This window comes from Halothiobacillus sp. DCM-1 (assembly GCF_045689735.1).
GTDB lineage: Bacteria > Pseudomonadota > Gammaproteobacteria > Halothiobacillales > Halothiobacillaceae > Halothiobacillus.
Map to the genome: position 1 here is coordinate 902,745 of NZ_CP142685.1, position 14,848 is coordinate 917,592.

The following is a 14,848-nucleotide window of genomic DNA, read 5'->3' on the forward strand; positions in this document are numbered from 1 at the left end:
GTCACGAGCGCCATTTTTCAACAGAGTGTCTTACGAGCATGGACGATGAGTCGAGTCCTTCGCGCAGCGCCGAACCTTCGTGGTTTGGTCGGCTGCGCCATCAATGGTGTGTCAATCAAATCAAATCGCCGGATGATTTGAGTGAAGTCATCCGCGCGGTCAGCGATCGCGGCGTCATCCCGGCACCCACCCAGTCGCTGATCGAATCGGCGCTGGCCTTTCACGGGGTGCGCGTGCGGGATGTGATGGTGCCGCGCGGTCAGATGCATGTGCTGGACATGACCGCGACGCTATCGGAAATCCTGGCCGAAATCGCCGAGACCGGCCATTCCCGCTACCCCGTCATTCTGGAAAATCGCGATGAAATCGCCGGGATTCTATTGGTCAAGGAGTTGCTGCATTTCTACGCCAGCCAGCCGGAGGCGGGGCGTGCGACCGGCTTTTCGTTGCAGGAGCGCCTGCGTTCGCCCATGTTCGTGCCGGAAAGCAAACGGCTGGATGCGTTGTTGACGGAGTTTCGGGTCACGCGCAGTCACATGGCGATCGTGTTGGATGAATTCGGCGGGGTTGCGGGCTTGGTCACGATCGAGGATGTGCTCGAAGAAATCGTCGGCGATATCGACGATGAATATGATGATGCCGAGCCGGCGCTGATTCGTCCCCAGAGCACCCATCGCCACACAGTACGAGCGCTGACGCCCATCGAGGATTTCAACCGGCACTTTGGCACGCAATTTCCCGATGATGAGTACGACACCATCGGCGGGCTGATTACCCATGAACTGGGGCACCTGCCGCGTCGGGGGGAGGTTGTCCATTTATCCGGTCTGGAATTCAAGGTGGTGGGTGCCGATAAACGGCGGCTGCATCTTTTATTGGTGACGGATCGTTCATCAGAGCATTCCCCGGGAACGCCCAGCGACGAGGCGACATGAACCCGGCTCATTTCTTGCGAAATCGCGCACCGGCTTTGCTGGTTTTGGTCGCCGGGGGCGTTTTGCCCCTAGCGTTTGCCCCGGTCGGCTGGTGGTTCATCGCATGGATCGCGCCCGCCGTGTTGCTCTATTGCTTGCACGAGGTTTCTGCGCGCCGGGCATTCTGGTTGGGCTGGCTTTTCGGGCTGGGGCAATTCGGTGTGGGGGTGAGCTGGCTGTATGAAAGCCTTACCCTGTTCGGTGGCGCCGTAGCGCCGTTGGCGGCGCTGATTACTGCCGGTTTCGTGGCCGTGGTGGCGTTGTATCCCGCTTTGGCAGCTTGGTTGGCGCGGATCATCGCAGGGGAAAAACTGCGTTCCATTGCGGGGGTCTGGGCATTTGCGGGCAGTTGGGTTTTGGTCGAGTGGCTGCGCGGTTGGGTGTTTAGCGGCTTCCCCTGGCTGGATTTAGGGATTGCCCAAACCAGCGGTCCCCTGCGTGGCTTGCTGCCGATCGTCGGGGAATATGGCGTGAGTCTCGTGGTGGTGCTGTTGGCCGGGTTGCTGCTTGGCGTGGCGACCTGGCGCCCCCGTTCCCCGCGGGGTTTGCGTCCGTGGATCAGTCTGGCCGGGGTGCTGGCGGTGCTGGGGCTGGGTGGCGGGTTGTCGTCGGTGCGTTGGACGCCGCCGATGGGCGCACCCCTCTCCGTGGGTGTGGCACAGGCCAATATTCCGCAAATGCAGAAGTTTGATCCGGCGTTTCTCGCGATGACCTTACAACGCTATGAGCAGCTCACCCTGCGCATGGGGGCGGTCGATTTGGTGGTCTGGCCCGAAACGGCCGTGCCGGATGTCATCACCGATTTGCCCCGCTTGACGGCGGCCTTGAATGATCGCGCCGCCCAAACGGGTCAAAGCTTTCTGATTGGCGCGTTCACGCAGGATGCGGCGGGGCGTTATTACAACACGCTGGTCGGCATTCCCGAGACGGTGGGTAGCCACCGCAAGGCGCATCTGGTGCCGTTTAGTGAATACATGCCGTTGCGGCCGTTGGTCATGCTGCTTTCTGGGTTGATCGATGTACCGATGTCGGATCTCACACCTGGGCGTGAAGACCAACCTTTGCCGGTGGTGCGCGGCATTCCGGTGGGCGCTTCGATTTGTTATGAGGCCGATTTTGCGCGGGATATCCGCCGTTCCTTGCCTGAAGCGGGTATTTTGGTGAATGTTTCCAACGATTCATGGTTCGGTGATAGTTTCGCCCCGCATCAAAATCTACAAATGGCGGCGGTACGGGCTCTGGAATTTGGCCGTCCGATGATTCGCGCCACCAATACCGGGGTGTCGGCCTTGATTTCTGCCGAGGGGCGCATCGAACAATCCCTGGGGGTCGATCAGCAAGGCATTCTGGTCGGGAAGGTTCAGCCGTATCAAGGGAGCACCCCGTTTTTGCGGCTCGGTTCGACCCCAAGTCTGCTGCTGGCGGCGCTGCTTTTAGGGCTGGCGCGCTGGCGGCGGGTGCGCACAGGGCGGGAACTCCCGTCGCGTTGAGCCATTCCAACGCAGCGTTATTTAGGTTTTCTTGAAGGATTCTCATGAGCCATCATCCACAGGCAGCGGATTTATCGGCGCTGGCGGCAAAGCCGCGACGCTTTGATCGGGCATTTTTTGCGACGGTTTGGGCACTGGCCAAACCCTATTTTTTGCACTCGGAAGACCGCTGGAAGGCGCGTGGCTTTCTATTGGCGATTATCGCGACGACTTTGCTGCTCGTGGTCATTAATTTACAGATTACTGACTGGTATAACCGTTTTTACAACGCGTTGCAGAATTACGATCAGGCCGGTTTCTGGAAATTACTCGGTGAATTTTCCCTGCTGGCGTTTGGTGCGATTGCGCTCAGCGTTTATCAAACCTATCTCTCGCAATTATTGGATCTGCGCTGGCGCCGCTGGTTGACCGGCGATTATCTTTCGCGTTATCTGGCGGGGCAGACCTATTATCATTTGGAATTATTTCATCGGGGGCAGGATAACCCGGATCAACGGATTGCCGATGATTTAAACCAGTTTTCTCAACTCACCACCAGCCTGTTTACTGGATTACTCAGCGCGGTGGCGAACCTGGTCGCATTTGTCGGGCTGCTCTGGGTTCTGTCGAGTAAGGTCGTTGTGCCCTGGGGCGGGGTTGAACACCATATTCCGGGTTTTCTGGTTTGGGTGGCGCTCATTTATGCCGTCTTGTGGACCTGGGTGGCCGCGAAAGTCGGCAATCCACTCATCTGGTTGAATTTCAATCAGCAGCGGGTACAGGCGGATTTTCGGTTCAGTCTGATCCGTTTGCGCGAGAATAGCGAGGCCGTGGCATTTTACGGTGGGGAAAAACAGGAAGAACAACATTTTCACGATCGGTTTGATCGAGTGTTTGATAATTATCAGCGGTTGATTCTGCGTCAAAAACGATTTAATTGGTTCACCAGTTATTTTAGTCAGGTAGCGGTGATATTGCCGTTTCTTGCCGCCGCCGCCGCCTATTTTACGAAGGCCGTGCCGTTGGGCTTTTTAATGCAAATCAGCTCTGCATTTGGCAATGTGCAAAGTGCATTTGCGTATTTGGCGCAAAGTTACGACAACTTTGCGCAGTGGCATGCGGTGGTTGAACGGTTGCAAGGGTTTCGCCAACTGGTGGTGCAAGTGCAGGCACGTCAGCAGACGACGCAGCAAATTGAGCGCCGCCTGCATACCTCGGCCGATCCGGTCTTACAGATTCAAAATCTTCAGGTGCACTTGCCCAATCAGCAGGCGCTGATCGATTCGATGAATTTATCCCTTTCCCCCGGCGACCGCTTGCTGATCATGGGGGCATCGGGCGCGGGGAAAAGTACCCTGCTGCGTGCCTTGGCCGGGCTGTGGCCATTTGGTTCCGGTCAGGTGCAATTGCCGCCTGCTGCCGAGTGCCTGTTTTTACCCCAGCGTCCCTATTTGCCGTTGGGCAGTTTACGGGAAGCGCTGATTTACCCCAACCCGGTGGTTCGGGTCGATGAGGGCAGGCTGCGGGCGGTGTTGAGCCAGGTCGGGCTTGCGGCGTTGGTGGAAGTGCTGGATGCGGTCGAGCCCTGGTCCATGGTGCTGTCACTCGGTGAGCAGCAGCGCCTTGCCCTAGCACGCGTGCTGTTGCAACGACCCCGGCTGATTTTTCTGGACGAAGCCACCTCCGCGCTAGATGAAGCAGCGGAGGCCGATTTGTATCGTTTGCTGATCGAGCAATGTCCGGATGCGACACTGGTGAGTATTGGCCACCGGCACACGCTGCGCGCATTTCACCGACGCGTCCTCACGCTGGCGAATCGCAGGCTGTCGGTGGAATAGATTCGGGCGGGGTTTACTCGGCGCTGTCTTGGCTGCCAGCGTGTTTTTTCACGGCGGCTTCAACCATCGGTTGTAGCTCGCCGTTGGCCAGCATTTCCAGGGTGATGTCGCAGCCGCCGATCAATTCGCCATCGACATAAATTTGCGGGAAGGTCGGCCAGTCACGATAGCTCGGCAGGCTCTCGAAAACTTCAGGATCGGCCAGCACATTCACATATCCGAACGGAACATTGCAGGATTTGAGCGCCTCGGCGGCGCGGCTGGAAAATCCGCAGCTGGGAAATTGCGGCGTGCCCTTCATGAAAATAATGACGGGGTTGGATTTGACATATTGATCGATGCGAGCCAGTGCGTCCACGGTGAACCTCGTGACAGAAATAGACCCGATCAATTCTAGCAGCCTGTCGGACTTTGGCGTAATCGGCGGCCAATTCGTTCGTGCCCAGCCAGACTTTTCTTCGATTCCCAAAGTCCGCGGTGGCTTGCCGTCAGTCTGTAGCGGCAGGCCATGAATAATCCAGCCGGATCGGGCAAATTGTGCTATTCCATTTCCGCTCGTTTTCCCAATGAATTTGAACGCCAAGGAGATGCTTTGATGAGTTCAGCGCGTGAAATAACCACTAACCCCATGTATTACAGTCATGGAAACACCGAGTTTCATGGCCATCTGGCTTTGCCTGCGGATCTAACCACGCCCAGACCGGCGGTGCTGGTGGTGCATGAGTGGTGGGGGCGAACTGCTTTCACCGATGAGCGCGCGCAGGCACTGGCTGAGTTGGGTTATGTTGGACTGTCGATAGATTTATATGGCCATCATCAGCAAGCGGATACGCCGGCCGAAGCGGGGGCGCTTTCCAGTGCTTTGACGCAGGATTTTCCGGAGCTGAAGGCACGGTTCATGGCGGCTTATCAGGCGTTGCAAGCACAGCCCATGGTCGATGCGCAGAAAATCGCCGCGATTGGATACTGCTTTGGCGGCAGTGTGGCGCTCAGCATGGCTCGGCAGGGGGTGCCGTTGGCGGGGGTGGTGGGTTTTCATGCGGGCGTCGCCAATTTGGCGCCCATATCCGGCCAGCTGAAAACGCCGATCGCTTTGTTTACTGGGGGTAATGATCCGTTCGTGCCGAACGAGGCAGTGGCGGCAGCGGTGGATGAGATGCGCGCGGCGGGGGGCACCGTGGCGGTGACGACTTATCCTGCCGCCCGGCATGCCTTCACCAACCCTCAAGCGACGGCAAAAGGTGCGCAATTTGGTTTGCCGCTGGTCTATTCCCCCGACGCGGCTACCGATTCCTGGGGCAAGGCGGCAGCGTTTTTGCAGCAGTGCTTTGCTGGGCGACTGACCTGAAGGATGGCTCGCCCATTTTGAGTGCCCATTCTGGGTGCGTGCCCTGGCGCGAAGATGCACTGCCAGATAGCGCGGGTTGGGCACAGAGTATTCAGGCCGATGAACTGGGAGAATTTATAACCGACTGTTTTTAATTGGGTAAATTTAAAATCGGTTTGACATCAGCCTGTCATTTCAAGTTGGCACAGTTATCGCTGTTAGGTAGATGCCAGATGTGAAGCTTCTTGCGAATTACCCCGTCGCTCGACCTTCTTCCCGTCTGGCAGCGTCTGACTCCTCCTGTTATTGTTGGGCACCCGTCTGGGTGCCTTTTTTTATGTGCGCTGATTTGCTGCCGGATTTGCCGGAGCCGGTCAACCCGGCTTGCCGCGCAAGGCGCGCAGGAGTTGCCGGGTGATCGCATCGGGTCGGAAGGGCGTCGGGTTTTGTGCGCGCTCCGCTTGGCGTTTTTGCTGAAGTGCCAGCCGATCTGCGCGGTGCTCTGGTGATTCCTGATAGAGTGACTGGGCGACGCTGGCGGGGCCGCGTTGACGGTGCAGTGCCAGTACCGTGACCCGGAAAAGTTCATCGTGCCGCTTGATTTGCAGCCTGTCGCCCGGACGGATGATTTTTCCGGCTTTCTTGCAGGGCAGGTCATTGATCAGGACTCTGCCGCCCGCAATGGCCTCGGTTGCGAGGCTGCGGGTTTTGAAAAACCGCGCTGCCCATAACCAGGTGTCGATCCGTTGCTCGTGGAGCGCGTCCGCAGTTTGTTGCTGCAATCCCATCTTGAATTACGAGTGCCGTAATCCCTGCAGGCGGCGTTGCTGATGTTGATGCCAGGCGTGCTGAACCCAGCCCACCAGCCAGGTTCCGGCCAAAATGCCCGTCAGGATCACGGCGACAAACCATTGCCCTTCGCCGAGCATGGCCGGTGCCGTACCTGGGCAGACCCCGGTCAGACCCCAGCCGATGCCAAATACGATGGCGCCCGGAATGAGCCCGCGCACAAAAGGTTTATGCGGGAAATTGAGCGGTTCGCCGGTTGCCAGGCTGCGCCAGCGCCAGTGTTTGGCCATAAGATTCAGCAGACCGCCGACAACGATTGCGCTGGCGATGACCCAGAGCAGGTGCAGATTCTGCAGCAGCAGGAGCTGGGCGATCAGGGCGGGATCGGTCGCACCGGCGCGGCTCAGCAAAAATCCGAAGGCGACGCCGATGAGCAGGAACAATCCATTGCGTGCATAGGGCGAGAGAAGTTTCATGTCAGCGCTCCAGCGGTGGCGAGAACCCAATGAGCGACTTGCGCGGTGACCAGCGCCGCCGCAAAAAAGAACAGGGAAGCCACCAGACTGGCGGGGGAACCCATGGCGACCCCGTTGATGGTATGGCCGGAGGTGCAGCCGCCCGCCATCCGTGAACCCAGCCCGATCATGATGCCGCCAAACAGCCACCACAGAATGCGTGCGGCGGTTTCCTGCGGCATCAACGCAGTGTAGAAGCTGCCAAACTCGGTTGGCGCGGCAAAACGCCCGGTGCTCAGGCTGGCGAGTAATCCGCCCAGAAAAATACCGCCCAAGAACCAGAGCTTCCAATCCGTGTGCTTTGCGTGGGCGCTGCTTTGAAACAAGGGCAGGCGGCTGCCGAGACGGGCGCAGGCATTGCCAAATGCCGCAGAGCAGCCCAAGGGTTGATCGGTGAGCCAGCGTTGGGCAAATGCCAGCAATCCGATGGCGCCGCCTGCCACCCAGGCAGGCCAGAGTAAATCGCTGGATTGCCAGAGTGCATTCAGCCAGGTTGTTGTCGTGTTCATCATTCGTATCACACAGCCTTTGAGCGATTGAGTGAATAAAGAATGAACACAGCGTAGCCTGCGCGGGCTGATTGCGCGCGCTAAACATTTTCATTGCCCCATTGAGCAGGATTATTAATTTAATCCAGGATTAACAGGGTTAATCCTTGTCAATGGCGGAGGGTTTTTTCTCGGGCAGCGTGATGTTCAGTTCGAGCATATCCATGCCATCATGCCGTTCAATTTGAACTTGCACGGCGCGATCATCGACCACGACATATTTGCGAATCACCTCTAGGAGGTCGTTTTTGAGTCGGGGCAGGTAATCCGATTCACCGTGAGCGCCCTGGTTGCGCTCATGGGCAATCAGGATTTGCAGGCGTTCTTTCGCCAAGTGCGCGGTGGGTTTGCTGCGCGCGCGAAACATATCGAGCAGTCCCATAGCTTACCCCCGGCCAAATAAACGGCTGAGTAGGGATTTTTTCTCGACCTCGATGAAGCGCATCGGCCGATCTTCCCCTAACAAACGCGCGACGGCATCTTGATAGGCCATGCCGGCGTCGGCATTGGTGTCCAGAATGACGGGTCGCCCAGCGTTGGAAGCCTGCAGCACGGCGGGTGACTCGGGAATCACGCCCAGGAGGGGGACGGCGAGAATTTCCAGCATGTCTTCGATGGAGAGCATTTCGCCCGCTTCCACCCGATTGGGCGAGTAGCGGGTGATGAGCAAGTGTTCCCGAATCGGCGCCTCGCCCGTTTTGGCGCGCAGGGACTTGCTGGCCAGAATGCCGAGCATCCGATCGGAGTCACGCACGGAGGAAACCTCGGGGTTGGAAACCACGATGGCCTCGTCGGCAAAAAACATGGCCAACTGCGCCCCTCGTTCGATCCCGGCCGGTGAGTCGCAGACGATAAAGTCGAACCCTTCAGCTTTGAGTTCATCGAGTATCCGTTTGACGCCTTCTTCCGTGAGCGCATCTTTGTCTTTGGTTTGTGAGGCGGGCAGAACGAAGAGATTTTCGACTTCCTTGTGCTTGATCAGCGCTTGATTCAGCCCGGCTTCCTGATGGATCACATTCACCAGGTCATAAACGACCCGGCGCTCGACGCCCATGATCAGATCTAGATTGCGCAGACCGACATCGAAATCAATCACAACCGTTTTCTTCCCAGCCAACGCCAGGCCACTGGAAATGGCTGCGCTGGTGGTGGTTTTTCCGACCCCGCCTTTGCCAGAGGTCACCACAATGATTTTTGCCACCGATTCACTCCTCGTACCGGGTGTTTGATGCCGTGAATTCTGCCACAACCCCTGCGTAAATCGCGTGGGAAAATCGCGTCAACTGAGAAAAACATACCCGAGTGACAGGCCGAAAGAGAGTGTAAGCCAGCCCGCCGCCAGCATCATGCCGCGGTTTCGCGATAACAAAAGGGCGTAGGCCGCTTTGAGCAGGTTGTTGCTGCCGCTGGCGATGAGGATGGCGCTCTCCAGGGCGTGCTCGCTGAGTTGCAACTTGCCATCCAAGAGCGAAAGGATAAATGGATCGATATCTGAAAAGCCCACCATGAACGCCAGCAGGTGCAGCCCCTGACTGCCATAGCTTTGGACGACGAAGTGCGTCAGGGTCGCAAACAGCACAAACAAAAAAGCGAACAGCAAGGCGGTGGAAAATTCCAGCGGATGGGGCGGGGCTTCGGTCGCTTGGCTGTTACTCGTGGGTGAGGCCGGATTGTGCCAGAGCAGCCAGCCAGCAATCATGGCCGAGGCGACGATCAGCAGACCAAACGGCAGCAATAAATGCAGTGCACTCTGGGTGTGCCCCAATGTCGCAATCAATGCCAGAAGGCGTAAGTACATCATCAAGGTGGCCAGCACCGTGGCGGCGGCCAGTGGGCGAACCGCGGAAGGGGCTAACGATTTGGCGCGTTTACCCAGCACCACCGTCACCGCCGTGCTCGAATATAAACCGCCCAGAATGCCGGTGAGAATGGTGCCGCGATTCGGGAAGAAATAGGTTTGTGCCAGATAGCTGAAATAGGAAATCCCAGAGACGACGATGACCGCGAGCCAGACCTGATACCACGAGATGGCCAGAAAGGGGGCAATGGGCTGGTCGGGCAACAGGGGTAAAATGACGCCCGCCATGATCAGGAATTTAGCCAGCGTCATGGCCTCATCGTGCCGTAGCGCATCAGAGAATCGGCGAATCACCGGTTTTTCACCCAGCAGAATCAATGTGGTAATCACGAACAGGATTGGAAGCCAGAGCGGGCCGTGGAGCACCAGCGGACCGAAGGCGTACACAATGAGCGCCAAAACGGCGCCGAACAGGCGGTCATCATGGGCTTGCAGGCGGCGCCAGTAATCGAGCGCGAGCCAGAGCCCGAGAATGGCAAGGCCAATGCCATACGCCCGGCCGCTTGGATCGACCAACATGAGCGCCAGACCAAAAATGGCGATCAGGGTGAAGGTGCGCGTCGTGCCAAAGCCGAGGCTATGTCCTTTGCTGCGACGATACTGGTGCCATTCCAGGCCGATGACGAATCCAAACAGGGCGGTTGCCACAAAGGCCAGTAATTCGGGTGAAATCGTGTGCAGGGCGGGCATCGAAGCCTCCTTGGGGCAGCCTGTGTGTTTTGCATCATGCCGAAAAACGGGCGGTTGGATCAACGCAGCCGACAGCGATGGCATTTGTTATGATGAACAGGCATTGATCGAGCCGGTCGGCCGGTATCGTCGAATGTTTTTGAATCACGCCTGTACCCAATTTGAGGAGATGCCCTGATGGCGACTGTGAACCGTCGTTCCGTGATGACCTTGTTCACCAATCCGGAAAGTCCAGATTGCCACCGTACCCGCATTGTGCTGGCAGAAAAAGAATTGACGGCCGATGTGATCGATATCTCCATCGGCGAAATTCCGGAAGATTTTCATGACCTCTCGCCCGAAGGCACGGTGCCGGTGCTGGCCGATCGGGATTTGGTTCTGACGAATGCCCGGGTCATCATGGAATATCTGGATGAGCGCTTCCCGCATCCGCCCTTGATGCCGGTTGATCCGGTGAGCCGTGCCAAAGTGCGCACGGCCTTATATTCGATCGAGCGCGACTGGTATGGCCTGCTGCCGGAATTCGAACGGGGCGAAAAAACCGTCGCCCGGGCGCGCAAAACCCTGCGTGAAGGCTTGCTGGCGTTGGCGCCGGCCTTTGGTCATTTGCCATTTTTCATGAGCGAAGAATACAGTTTGACGGATGTGACCTTGTCGGCGCTCTTGTGGCGTTTGCCGGTGTATGGCGTGGAAATTTCCGGCGCAGCGGCCAAGCCAATCACGGAGTACATGAAGCGCATGTTCGACCGGCAGACCTTTCAGCAAAGCTTGACGGAAGTCGAGCGCGAAATGCGCGACAGTTACTGATGAGTACCTCAAAAAAACCGTTACGAGCAAGTTTGAGAGCAAGGAGCCGCGCAGTGAGCAGCGAGACATATCAAGTAGATAGGCGAGGTGCGAACGAGCACGCGACACAGCTATCGAACTGCGCAGTAGGTTTTTCGAGGTGCCCTGATCGCCATGCTGAGTAAACGCCCATACCTCGTACGCGCGCTCTATGACTGGACGGTCGATCAGGGGCATGTGCCGATTCTGGTGGTCGATGCCACGGTCTCCGGCGTCAAAGTACCGATTGATTTTGTCGAGAACGGCCAGATTCACCTGAACATCGGGCCGAATGCCGTGCGGCATTTTTCGATGGATCGGGCGGGTGTTGGTTTTGAAGCGCGCTTTGCCGGAAAACCCGAGATGATCTTCGTGCCGATGCGGGCGGTGTTGGGCATTTATGATCGGGACGAGGGCAGCGGTGCCCAGTTTCCCCCTGAGCCGGACGAGGAGTTTTTTGATGATGAGTTGCCCGCGGCTTCGAATCTGTCGCTGGCCAACAAAACGCCCTCTGAAAAACGGGAAGGAAAGCCCGGGGGGAAACCCGCCAAGCCGGGTGCGCCAACGGGTGAAGAGGATGAGCCGCCGACCCCGCCCCGTGGGCGAGCGGGTCTGCGCATTGTCAAATAATCCTCTTTGTGTGAATTGAGCCGGCGTGTGGTCTTGAGTTAGACTGCATCCGGCTTAATGCTTTTAGTGAAAAATTTATTTCAACCATCTGAATATTATCCGATTTATTGAGACATGAGCTCCAGCAGAACAACAATATTCTTTCAGCCGCAACGGATGCTGGCCGATCTGGTGCTGATCGGTTTGCTGGTCGTCTCTGCATATCTGGCCGTGGCCTTATTCACCTACCATGGTAGCGATCCCGGGTTCACGACCACTGGCACGGGGCAACCGACGCAGAATGCGGCCGGCTTGGTGGGGGCTTGGATTGCGGATTTGTTGTACTTCTTGCTGGGCGCGGGTGCACGCGCGCTGCCCTTCATGCTCATCATTTTTGCATTGCGGCAATTTGTGCGTTTGCGCCGCGACCCCATTTTTTTTGATGTGTTTTTTGTCATTCAGACCGGGGGCGTGCTGCTGAGCGTGCTGGCCTTGAGCGTGCTGGCGGCGATTCATCCGGTGGCGCAGGAAATATCGACCCCTGCCACGGCGGGCGCCGAGGGCGGAGTCGTCGGGCAAATGCTGGCGCACGGCGTGGTGCGTTACTTGGGGGCGATGGGCGCGACGGTGCTGATGGTCGGCTTTGTCATGCTCTCGTTCACTGCGGTGTCTGGCTTGTCCTGGTTCGGTCTATTTGAGCTACTGGGGCGCGGGATCGAGCGCGGCGGCGCCTGGCTGTTCCGTCGTAAAACCCCGTCGAGCGACTTGCCTGCGGCGTCGGTGCCGACGGTGCAGAGTGATTTTGTGCCGCCCTCTGCCCGACGGCGGGCGCGGGTGGTGCCCGCCGCAGAGATTCCGGCCGGGGAGACTGGGGAACGGAGCGAGCCAAATCTGGTGGGCGAGCCGCCCGTGACTGCGCGGGTATCGACAGGAACCACCGGGCTGGGTGCCGTGAACAAGCCGGCCAAAGTCGCCAAAAAAACGGCAACACCCCAGCCCGTGCTCGGTACTGCCGCTGGCCGCCCGATTACCGAGTTGCTGGATTTTGCACCGGCGCGTCAGGCGGGCTATTCGTCGGAAATCCTGGCGCATCTGTCGCGTTTGATCGAGGAGCGGCTGGAAGAATTCGGTGTGCGCGTCGAAGTGGTGGCTGCGACGCCCGGCCCCGTGATTACGCGGTTTGAGTTGCAGCCCGCCCCTGGGGTTAAGGTCAGCCAGATTTCGAATTTGGCCAAAGATTTGGCGCGGGCGTTGTCGATCGTTTCCGTGCGGGTCGTCGAGGTCATTCCCGGTAAATCCACGGTCGGTCTGGAAATTCCCAACCAGGTGCGCGAGTTGATTTCCCTGCGCGAGCTGATTGAGTCGCGGGTGTATCAGGAAAGCACTTCGCCCTTGACCATGGCACTGGGCAAAGATATCGCTGGCGCGCCCATCACGGCGGATTTGGCGCGCATGCCGCACCTGTTGGTGGCGGGGACGACCGGATCGGGGAAATCGGTCGGCGTCAACGCCATGATTCTAAGCTTGCTGTATAAATCGACCGCAGATGATGTCCGGCTGATCCTGATCGACCCGAAAATGCTGGAGCTCTCGGTCTATGAGGGGATTCCCCATCTTCTGGCGCCCGTCGTCACCGATATGAAAGAAGCCGCGAACGCGCTGCGTTGGGCGGTGGGGGAAATGGAGCGGCGCTATAAGTTGATGTCGGCGCTGGGGGTGCGCAATCTCGCCGGTTGCAATGAAAAAATCGCGGCGGCGGCGGCGCGGGGCACGCCCTTGCGTGACCCCTTCCACAACCCGGCAGAGGCATTCGATCCCGATTTGCCCGCGCCAGAACTGCAAAAGCTGCCATTTATCGTGATCGTGGTGGATGAATTCGCCGACATGATGATGGTGGTCGGCAAAAAAGTGGAGGAGTTGATCGCACGCCTGGCGCAAAAGGCGCGGGCGGCGGGGATTCACCTCATTCTGGCGACGCAGCGCCCCTCGGTTGATGTGATTACCGGGCTGATCAAGGCCAATATCCCGACGCGGATTTCTTTCCAGGTGTCCTCGAAGATCGACTCGCGCACCATCCTCGATCAAATGGGCGCCGAAAGTCTGCTGGGGCATGGGGATATGCTGTATTTGCCGCCCGGAACGGGGCTGCCGATGCGGGTGCATGGCGCGTTTGTGAGTGATGATGAAGTGCATCGCGTGGTTGAAGCGCTCAAGGCACTGGGTGCGCCGAACTACATCGACGAAATTTTGTCGGAAGAGTCCTCGGCCTCGGTCATCCTGCCCGGTGAAAAACCGCCGCTCGCTGCGGGGGAGAGCGGGGACGAACTCTACGATCAAGCGATTGCGATCGTGGTGGAATCGCGCAAGGCGTCGATTTCCTATGTGCAGCGGCGGCTGAAGATTGGATACAACCGGGCGGCGCGGCTGGTTGAGCAAATGGAAGAAGACGGGATCGTGGGGCAGTTACAAGCCAATGGTTCCCGCGAAGTTTTGGCACCGCCGCCCCGGGATTGATGTAAATAAATACTGAATAAATCCATCCCTGGGTTTATTCAGCAAGCCTCACCGCGAAGTGAATTCGCGGTGGACTTCGGACTTCGCGAATCAACGACATCTGTCGTTGCCGCGTTGGGGCATTCATGCCCCAAACAGGAAGCGCTGATTGAATCAGCGCTTCCCTAACGAATGGATGGGGTACGCATGAACAGGGTGGCGCAGAGAAGTCGGGTTGGTCTGGCGGCGGTTTGCTTTGGTATGGCCTGGCTGGCTTTGTCGCCCGTCGCTTCGGCGACGACGGAGGCGACGCCTTTGTTATCGGCAGAGCAGCGGGCGGAAGTGAGCCGCCTGACCGATTTCGTGCATGCGCTGAAAACCTTCTCCGCCGACTTCATTCAGCAGCAGGTCAACGCACGGGGGCAAAAGCAACCCGCTTCCACGGGGTCTTTTGTGCTGGCGCGCCCCGGGAAGTTTTACTGGGAATATCAGTCACCTTATGTGCAAAAACTGATCGCGCGGGACGGAACCCTGTGGGTCTATGACCCAGATTTGAAGCAGGTCACCATCAACGACCTGTCGCAGGATCGCGGAGCGCCGATCGGGATTTTTCTGGGGGGCCGTCCCCTGGAGGCGGCTTTCCTGATCACGCCGCAAGGTGCAAACGATGGATTGAGCTGGTTCTCGCTGACTGAGCGCAATCCCTCCGGTGATTTCACCCAGTTGCAGGTCGGCATGGATACGCGCGGGATCAAGGCGATGGTCTTTACCGACAAACTCGGCAACCGCACCACGGTGCAGTTTAGCGAGCGCAAGATCAATCAGCCGGTGGATGCCTCGCGTTTCGATTTCACGCCACCGGCGGGTGTCGATGTGGTAAAAAATTCGGCGCCGTAAGCGTGCCCCCCTTCAG

Annotated in this window: 15 protein-coding genes; 8 read left to right on the forward strand and 7 right to left on the reverse strand. The window is 58.2% G+C overall.

Translation table 11 applies throughout. From position 1 onward, the window contains the following. Window positions 1-38 precede the first annotated feature (38 nt). Genes VOI35_RS04250 through VOI35_RS04260 form a run of 3 tightly spaced genes read left to right on the forward strand, consistent with a single transcriptional unit; the run spans window position 39 to window position 4,281 of the window. Window positions 39-935, forward strand: coding sequence for an HlyC/CorC family transporter (locus tag VOI35_RS04250; RefSeq protein WP_407276646.1), 897 nt, complete (start codon window positions 39-41; stop codon window positions 933-935). After that, window positions 932-2,464: an apolipoprotein N-acyltransferase gene (lnt, locus tag VOI35_RS04255; protein ID WP_407276647.1), complete on the forward strand. Its 1,533-nt coding sequence runs from the start codon at window positions 932-934 to the stop codon at window positions 2,462-2,464. The genes VOI35_RS04250 and lnt overlap by 4 nt, the downstream gene beginning before the upstream one ends. Window positions 2,465-2,508: 44 nt before the next feature. Continuing rightward, window positions 2,509-4,281: an ABC transporter ATP-binding protein/permease gene (locus VOI35_RS04260; protein WP_407276648.1), complete on the forward strand. Its 1,773-nt coding sequence runs from the start codon at window positions 2,509-2,511 to the stop codon at window positions 4,279-4,281. A gap of 13 nt (window positions 4,282-4,294) precedes the next feature. Here VOI35_RS04260 and grxD read toward each other — a convergent pair whose 3' ends face one another. Further along, complete coding sequence (gene grxD / locus VOI35_RS04265) at window positions 4,295-4,639, reverse strand: Grx4 family monothiol glutaredoxin (RefSeq protein WP_407276792.1); 345 nt, start codon at window positions 4,637-4,639, stop codon at window positions 4,295-4,297. 237 nt (window positions 4,640-4,876) lie between these two features. Here grxD and VOI35_RS04270 point away from each other — a divergent pair, with 237 nt between their 5' ends. Continuing rightward, the gene (locus VOI35_RS04270) at window positions 4,877-5,629 is read left to right on the forward strand and encodes a dienelactone hydrolase family protein (protein ID WP_407276649.1); all 753 of its coding nucleotides are present in this window, start codon (window positions 4,877-4,879) and stop codon (window positions 5,627-5,629) included. A 353-nt stretch (window positions 5,630-5,982) separates the two neighbouring features. On the opposite strand, the gene VOI35_RS04275 is transcribed toward VOI35_RS04270, so the two are convergent. The 6 genes from VOI35_RS04275 to VOI35_RS04300 form a co-directional block, all read right to left on the reverse strand. Then, window positions 5,983-6,396 (reverse strand): RNA-binding S4 domain-containing protein, encoded by a 414-nt coding sequence (locus VOI35_RS04275; RefSeq protein WP_407276650.1) that lies wholly within the window; start codon window positions 6,394-6,396, stop codon window positions 5,983-5,985. Window positions 6,397-6,402: 6 nt separating this feature from the next. Then, entirely contained in the window at window positions 6,403-6,873 is a 471-nt protein-coding gene (locus tag VOI35_RS04280) for a DUF6691 family protein (protein WP_407276651.1), read from the reverse strand. Continuing rightward, complete coding sequence (locus tag VOI35_RS04285; RefSeq protein ID WP_407276652.1) at window positions 6,870-7,424, reverse strand: YeeE/YedE thiosulfate transporter family protein; 555 nt, start codon at window positions 7,422-7,424, stop codon at window positions 6,870-6,872. Before VOI35_RS04285 ends, VOI35_RS04280 begins: the two co-directional genes overlap by 4 nt. Before the next feature lie 136 nt (window positions 7,425-7,560). Beyond that, window positions 7,561-7,842 carry a cell division topological specificity factor MinE gene (minE, locus tag VOI35_RS04290; RefSeq protein ID WP_407276653.1) on the reverse strand — a complete coding sequence of 94 codons (282 nt, stop codon included), beginning with the start codon at window positions 7,840-7,842 and terminating at the stop codon, window positions 7,561-7,563. 3 nt (window positions 7,843-7,845) lie between these two features. After that, window positions 7,846-8,661 (reverse strand): septum site-determining protein MinD, encoded by an 816-nt coding sequence (gene minD / locus VOI35_RS04295; RefSeq protein ID WP_407276654.1) that lies wholly within the window; start codon window positions 8,659-8,661, stop codon window positions 7,846-7,848. A 78-nt stretch (window positions 8,662-8,739) separates the two neighbouring features. After that, entirely contained in the window at window positions 8,740-10,008 is a 1,269-nt protein-coding gene (locus VOI35_RS04300; protein ID WP_407276655.1) for an MgtC/SapB family protein, read from the reverse strand. 177 nt (window positions 10,009-10,185) lie between these two features. On the opposite strand from VOI35_RS04300, the gene VOI35_RS04305 reads away from it, so the two are divergent. The 4 genes from VOI35_RS04305 (at window position 10,186) to lolA (ending at window position 14,832) form a co-directional block, all read left to right on the forward strand. Next, the gene (locus VOI35_RS04305) at window positions 10,186-10,815 is read left to right on the forward strand and encodes a glutathione S-transferase N-terminal domain-containing protein (RefSeq protein ID WP_407276656.1); all 630 of its coding nucleotides are present in this window, start codon (window positions 10,186-10,188) and stop codon (window positions 10,813-10,815) included. Between the two features lie 153 nt (window positions 10,816-10,968). Then, a complete protein-coding gene (locus tag VOI35_RS04310; RefSeq protein WP_407276657.1) occupies window positions 10,969-11,463 on the forward strand; it encodes a stringent starvation protein B in 495 nt (164 codons plus the stop codon). Window positions 11,464-11,577: 114 nt separating this feature from the next. Next, window positions 11,578-13,956: a DNA translocase FtsK gene (locus tag VOI35_RS04315; protein WP_407276658.1), complete on the forward strand. Its 2,379-nt coding sequence runs from the start codon at window positions 11,578-11,580 to the stop codon at window positions 13,954-13,956. 195 nt (window positions 13,957-14,151) lie between these two features. Then, window positions 14,152-14,832 (forward strand): outer membrane lipoprotein chaperone LolA, encoded by a 681-nt coding sequence (gene lolA, locus VOI35_RS04320; RefSeq protein WP_407276659.1) that lies wholly within the window; start codon window positions 14,152-14,154, stop codon window positions 14,830-14,832. Window positions 14,833-14,848: the final 16 nt, after the last annotated feature.

Bases quoted from the DNA above. Each gene is read 5' to 3' on its own strand.
- VOI35_RS04250 (WP_407276646.1), top strand. From the start codon at position 39: ATGGACGATGAGTCGAGTCCTTCGCGCAGCGCCGAACCTTCGTGGTTT.
- lnt (WP_407276647.1), top strand. From the start codon at position 932: ATGAACCCGGCTCATTTCTTGCGAAATCGCGCACCGGCTTTGCTGGTT.
- VOI35_RS04260 (WP_407276648.1), top strand. From the start codon at position 2,509: ATGAGCCATCATCCACAGGCAGCGGATTTATCGGCGCTGGCGGCAAAG.
- VOI35_RS04270 (WP_407276649.1), top strand. From the start codon at position 4,877: ATGAGTTCAGCGCGTGAAATAACCACTAACCCCATGTATTACAGTCAT.
- VOI35_RS04275 (WP_407276650.1), bottom strand. From the start codon at position 6,396: ATGGGATTGCAGCAACAAACTGCGGACGCGCTCCACGAGCAACGGATC.
- VOI35_RS04280 (WP_407276651.1), bottom strand. From the start codon at position 6,873: ATGAAACTTCTCTCGCCCTATGCACGCAATGGATTGTTCCTGCTCATC.
- VOI35_RS04285 (WP_407276652.1), bottom strand. From the start codon at position 7,424: ATGATGAACACGACAACAACCTGGCTGAATGCACTCTGGCAATCCAGC.
- minE (WP_407276653.1), bottom strand. From the start codon at position 7,842: ATGGGACTGCTCGATATGTTTCGCGCGCGCAGCAAACCCACCGCGCAC.
- VOI35_RS04300 (WP_407276655.1), bottom strand. From the start codon at position 10,008: ATGCCCGCCCTGCACACGATTTCACCCGAATTACTGGCCTTTGTGGCA.
- VOI35_RS04305 (WP_407276656.1), top strand. From the start codon at position 10,186: ATGGCGACTGTGAACCGTCGTTCCGTGATGACCTTGTTCACCAATCCG.
- VOI35_RS04310 (WP_407276657.1), top strand. From the start codon at position 10,969: ATGCTGAGTAAACGCCCATACCTCGTACGCGCGCTCTATGACTGGACG.
- VOI35_RS04315 (WP_407276658.1), top strand. From the start codon at position 11,578: ATGAGCTCCAGCAGAACAACAATATTCTTTCAGCCGCAACGGATGCTG.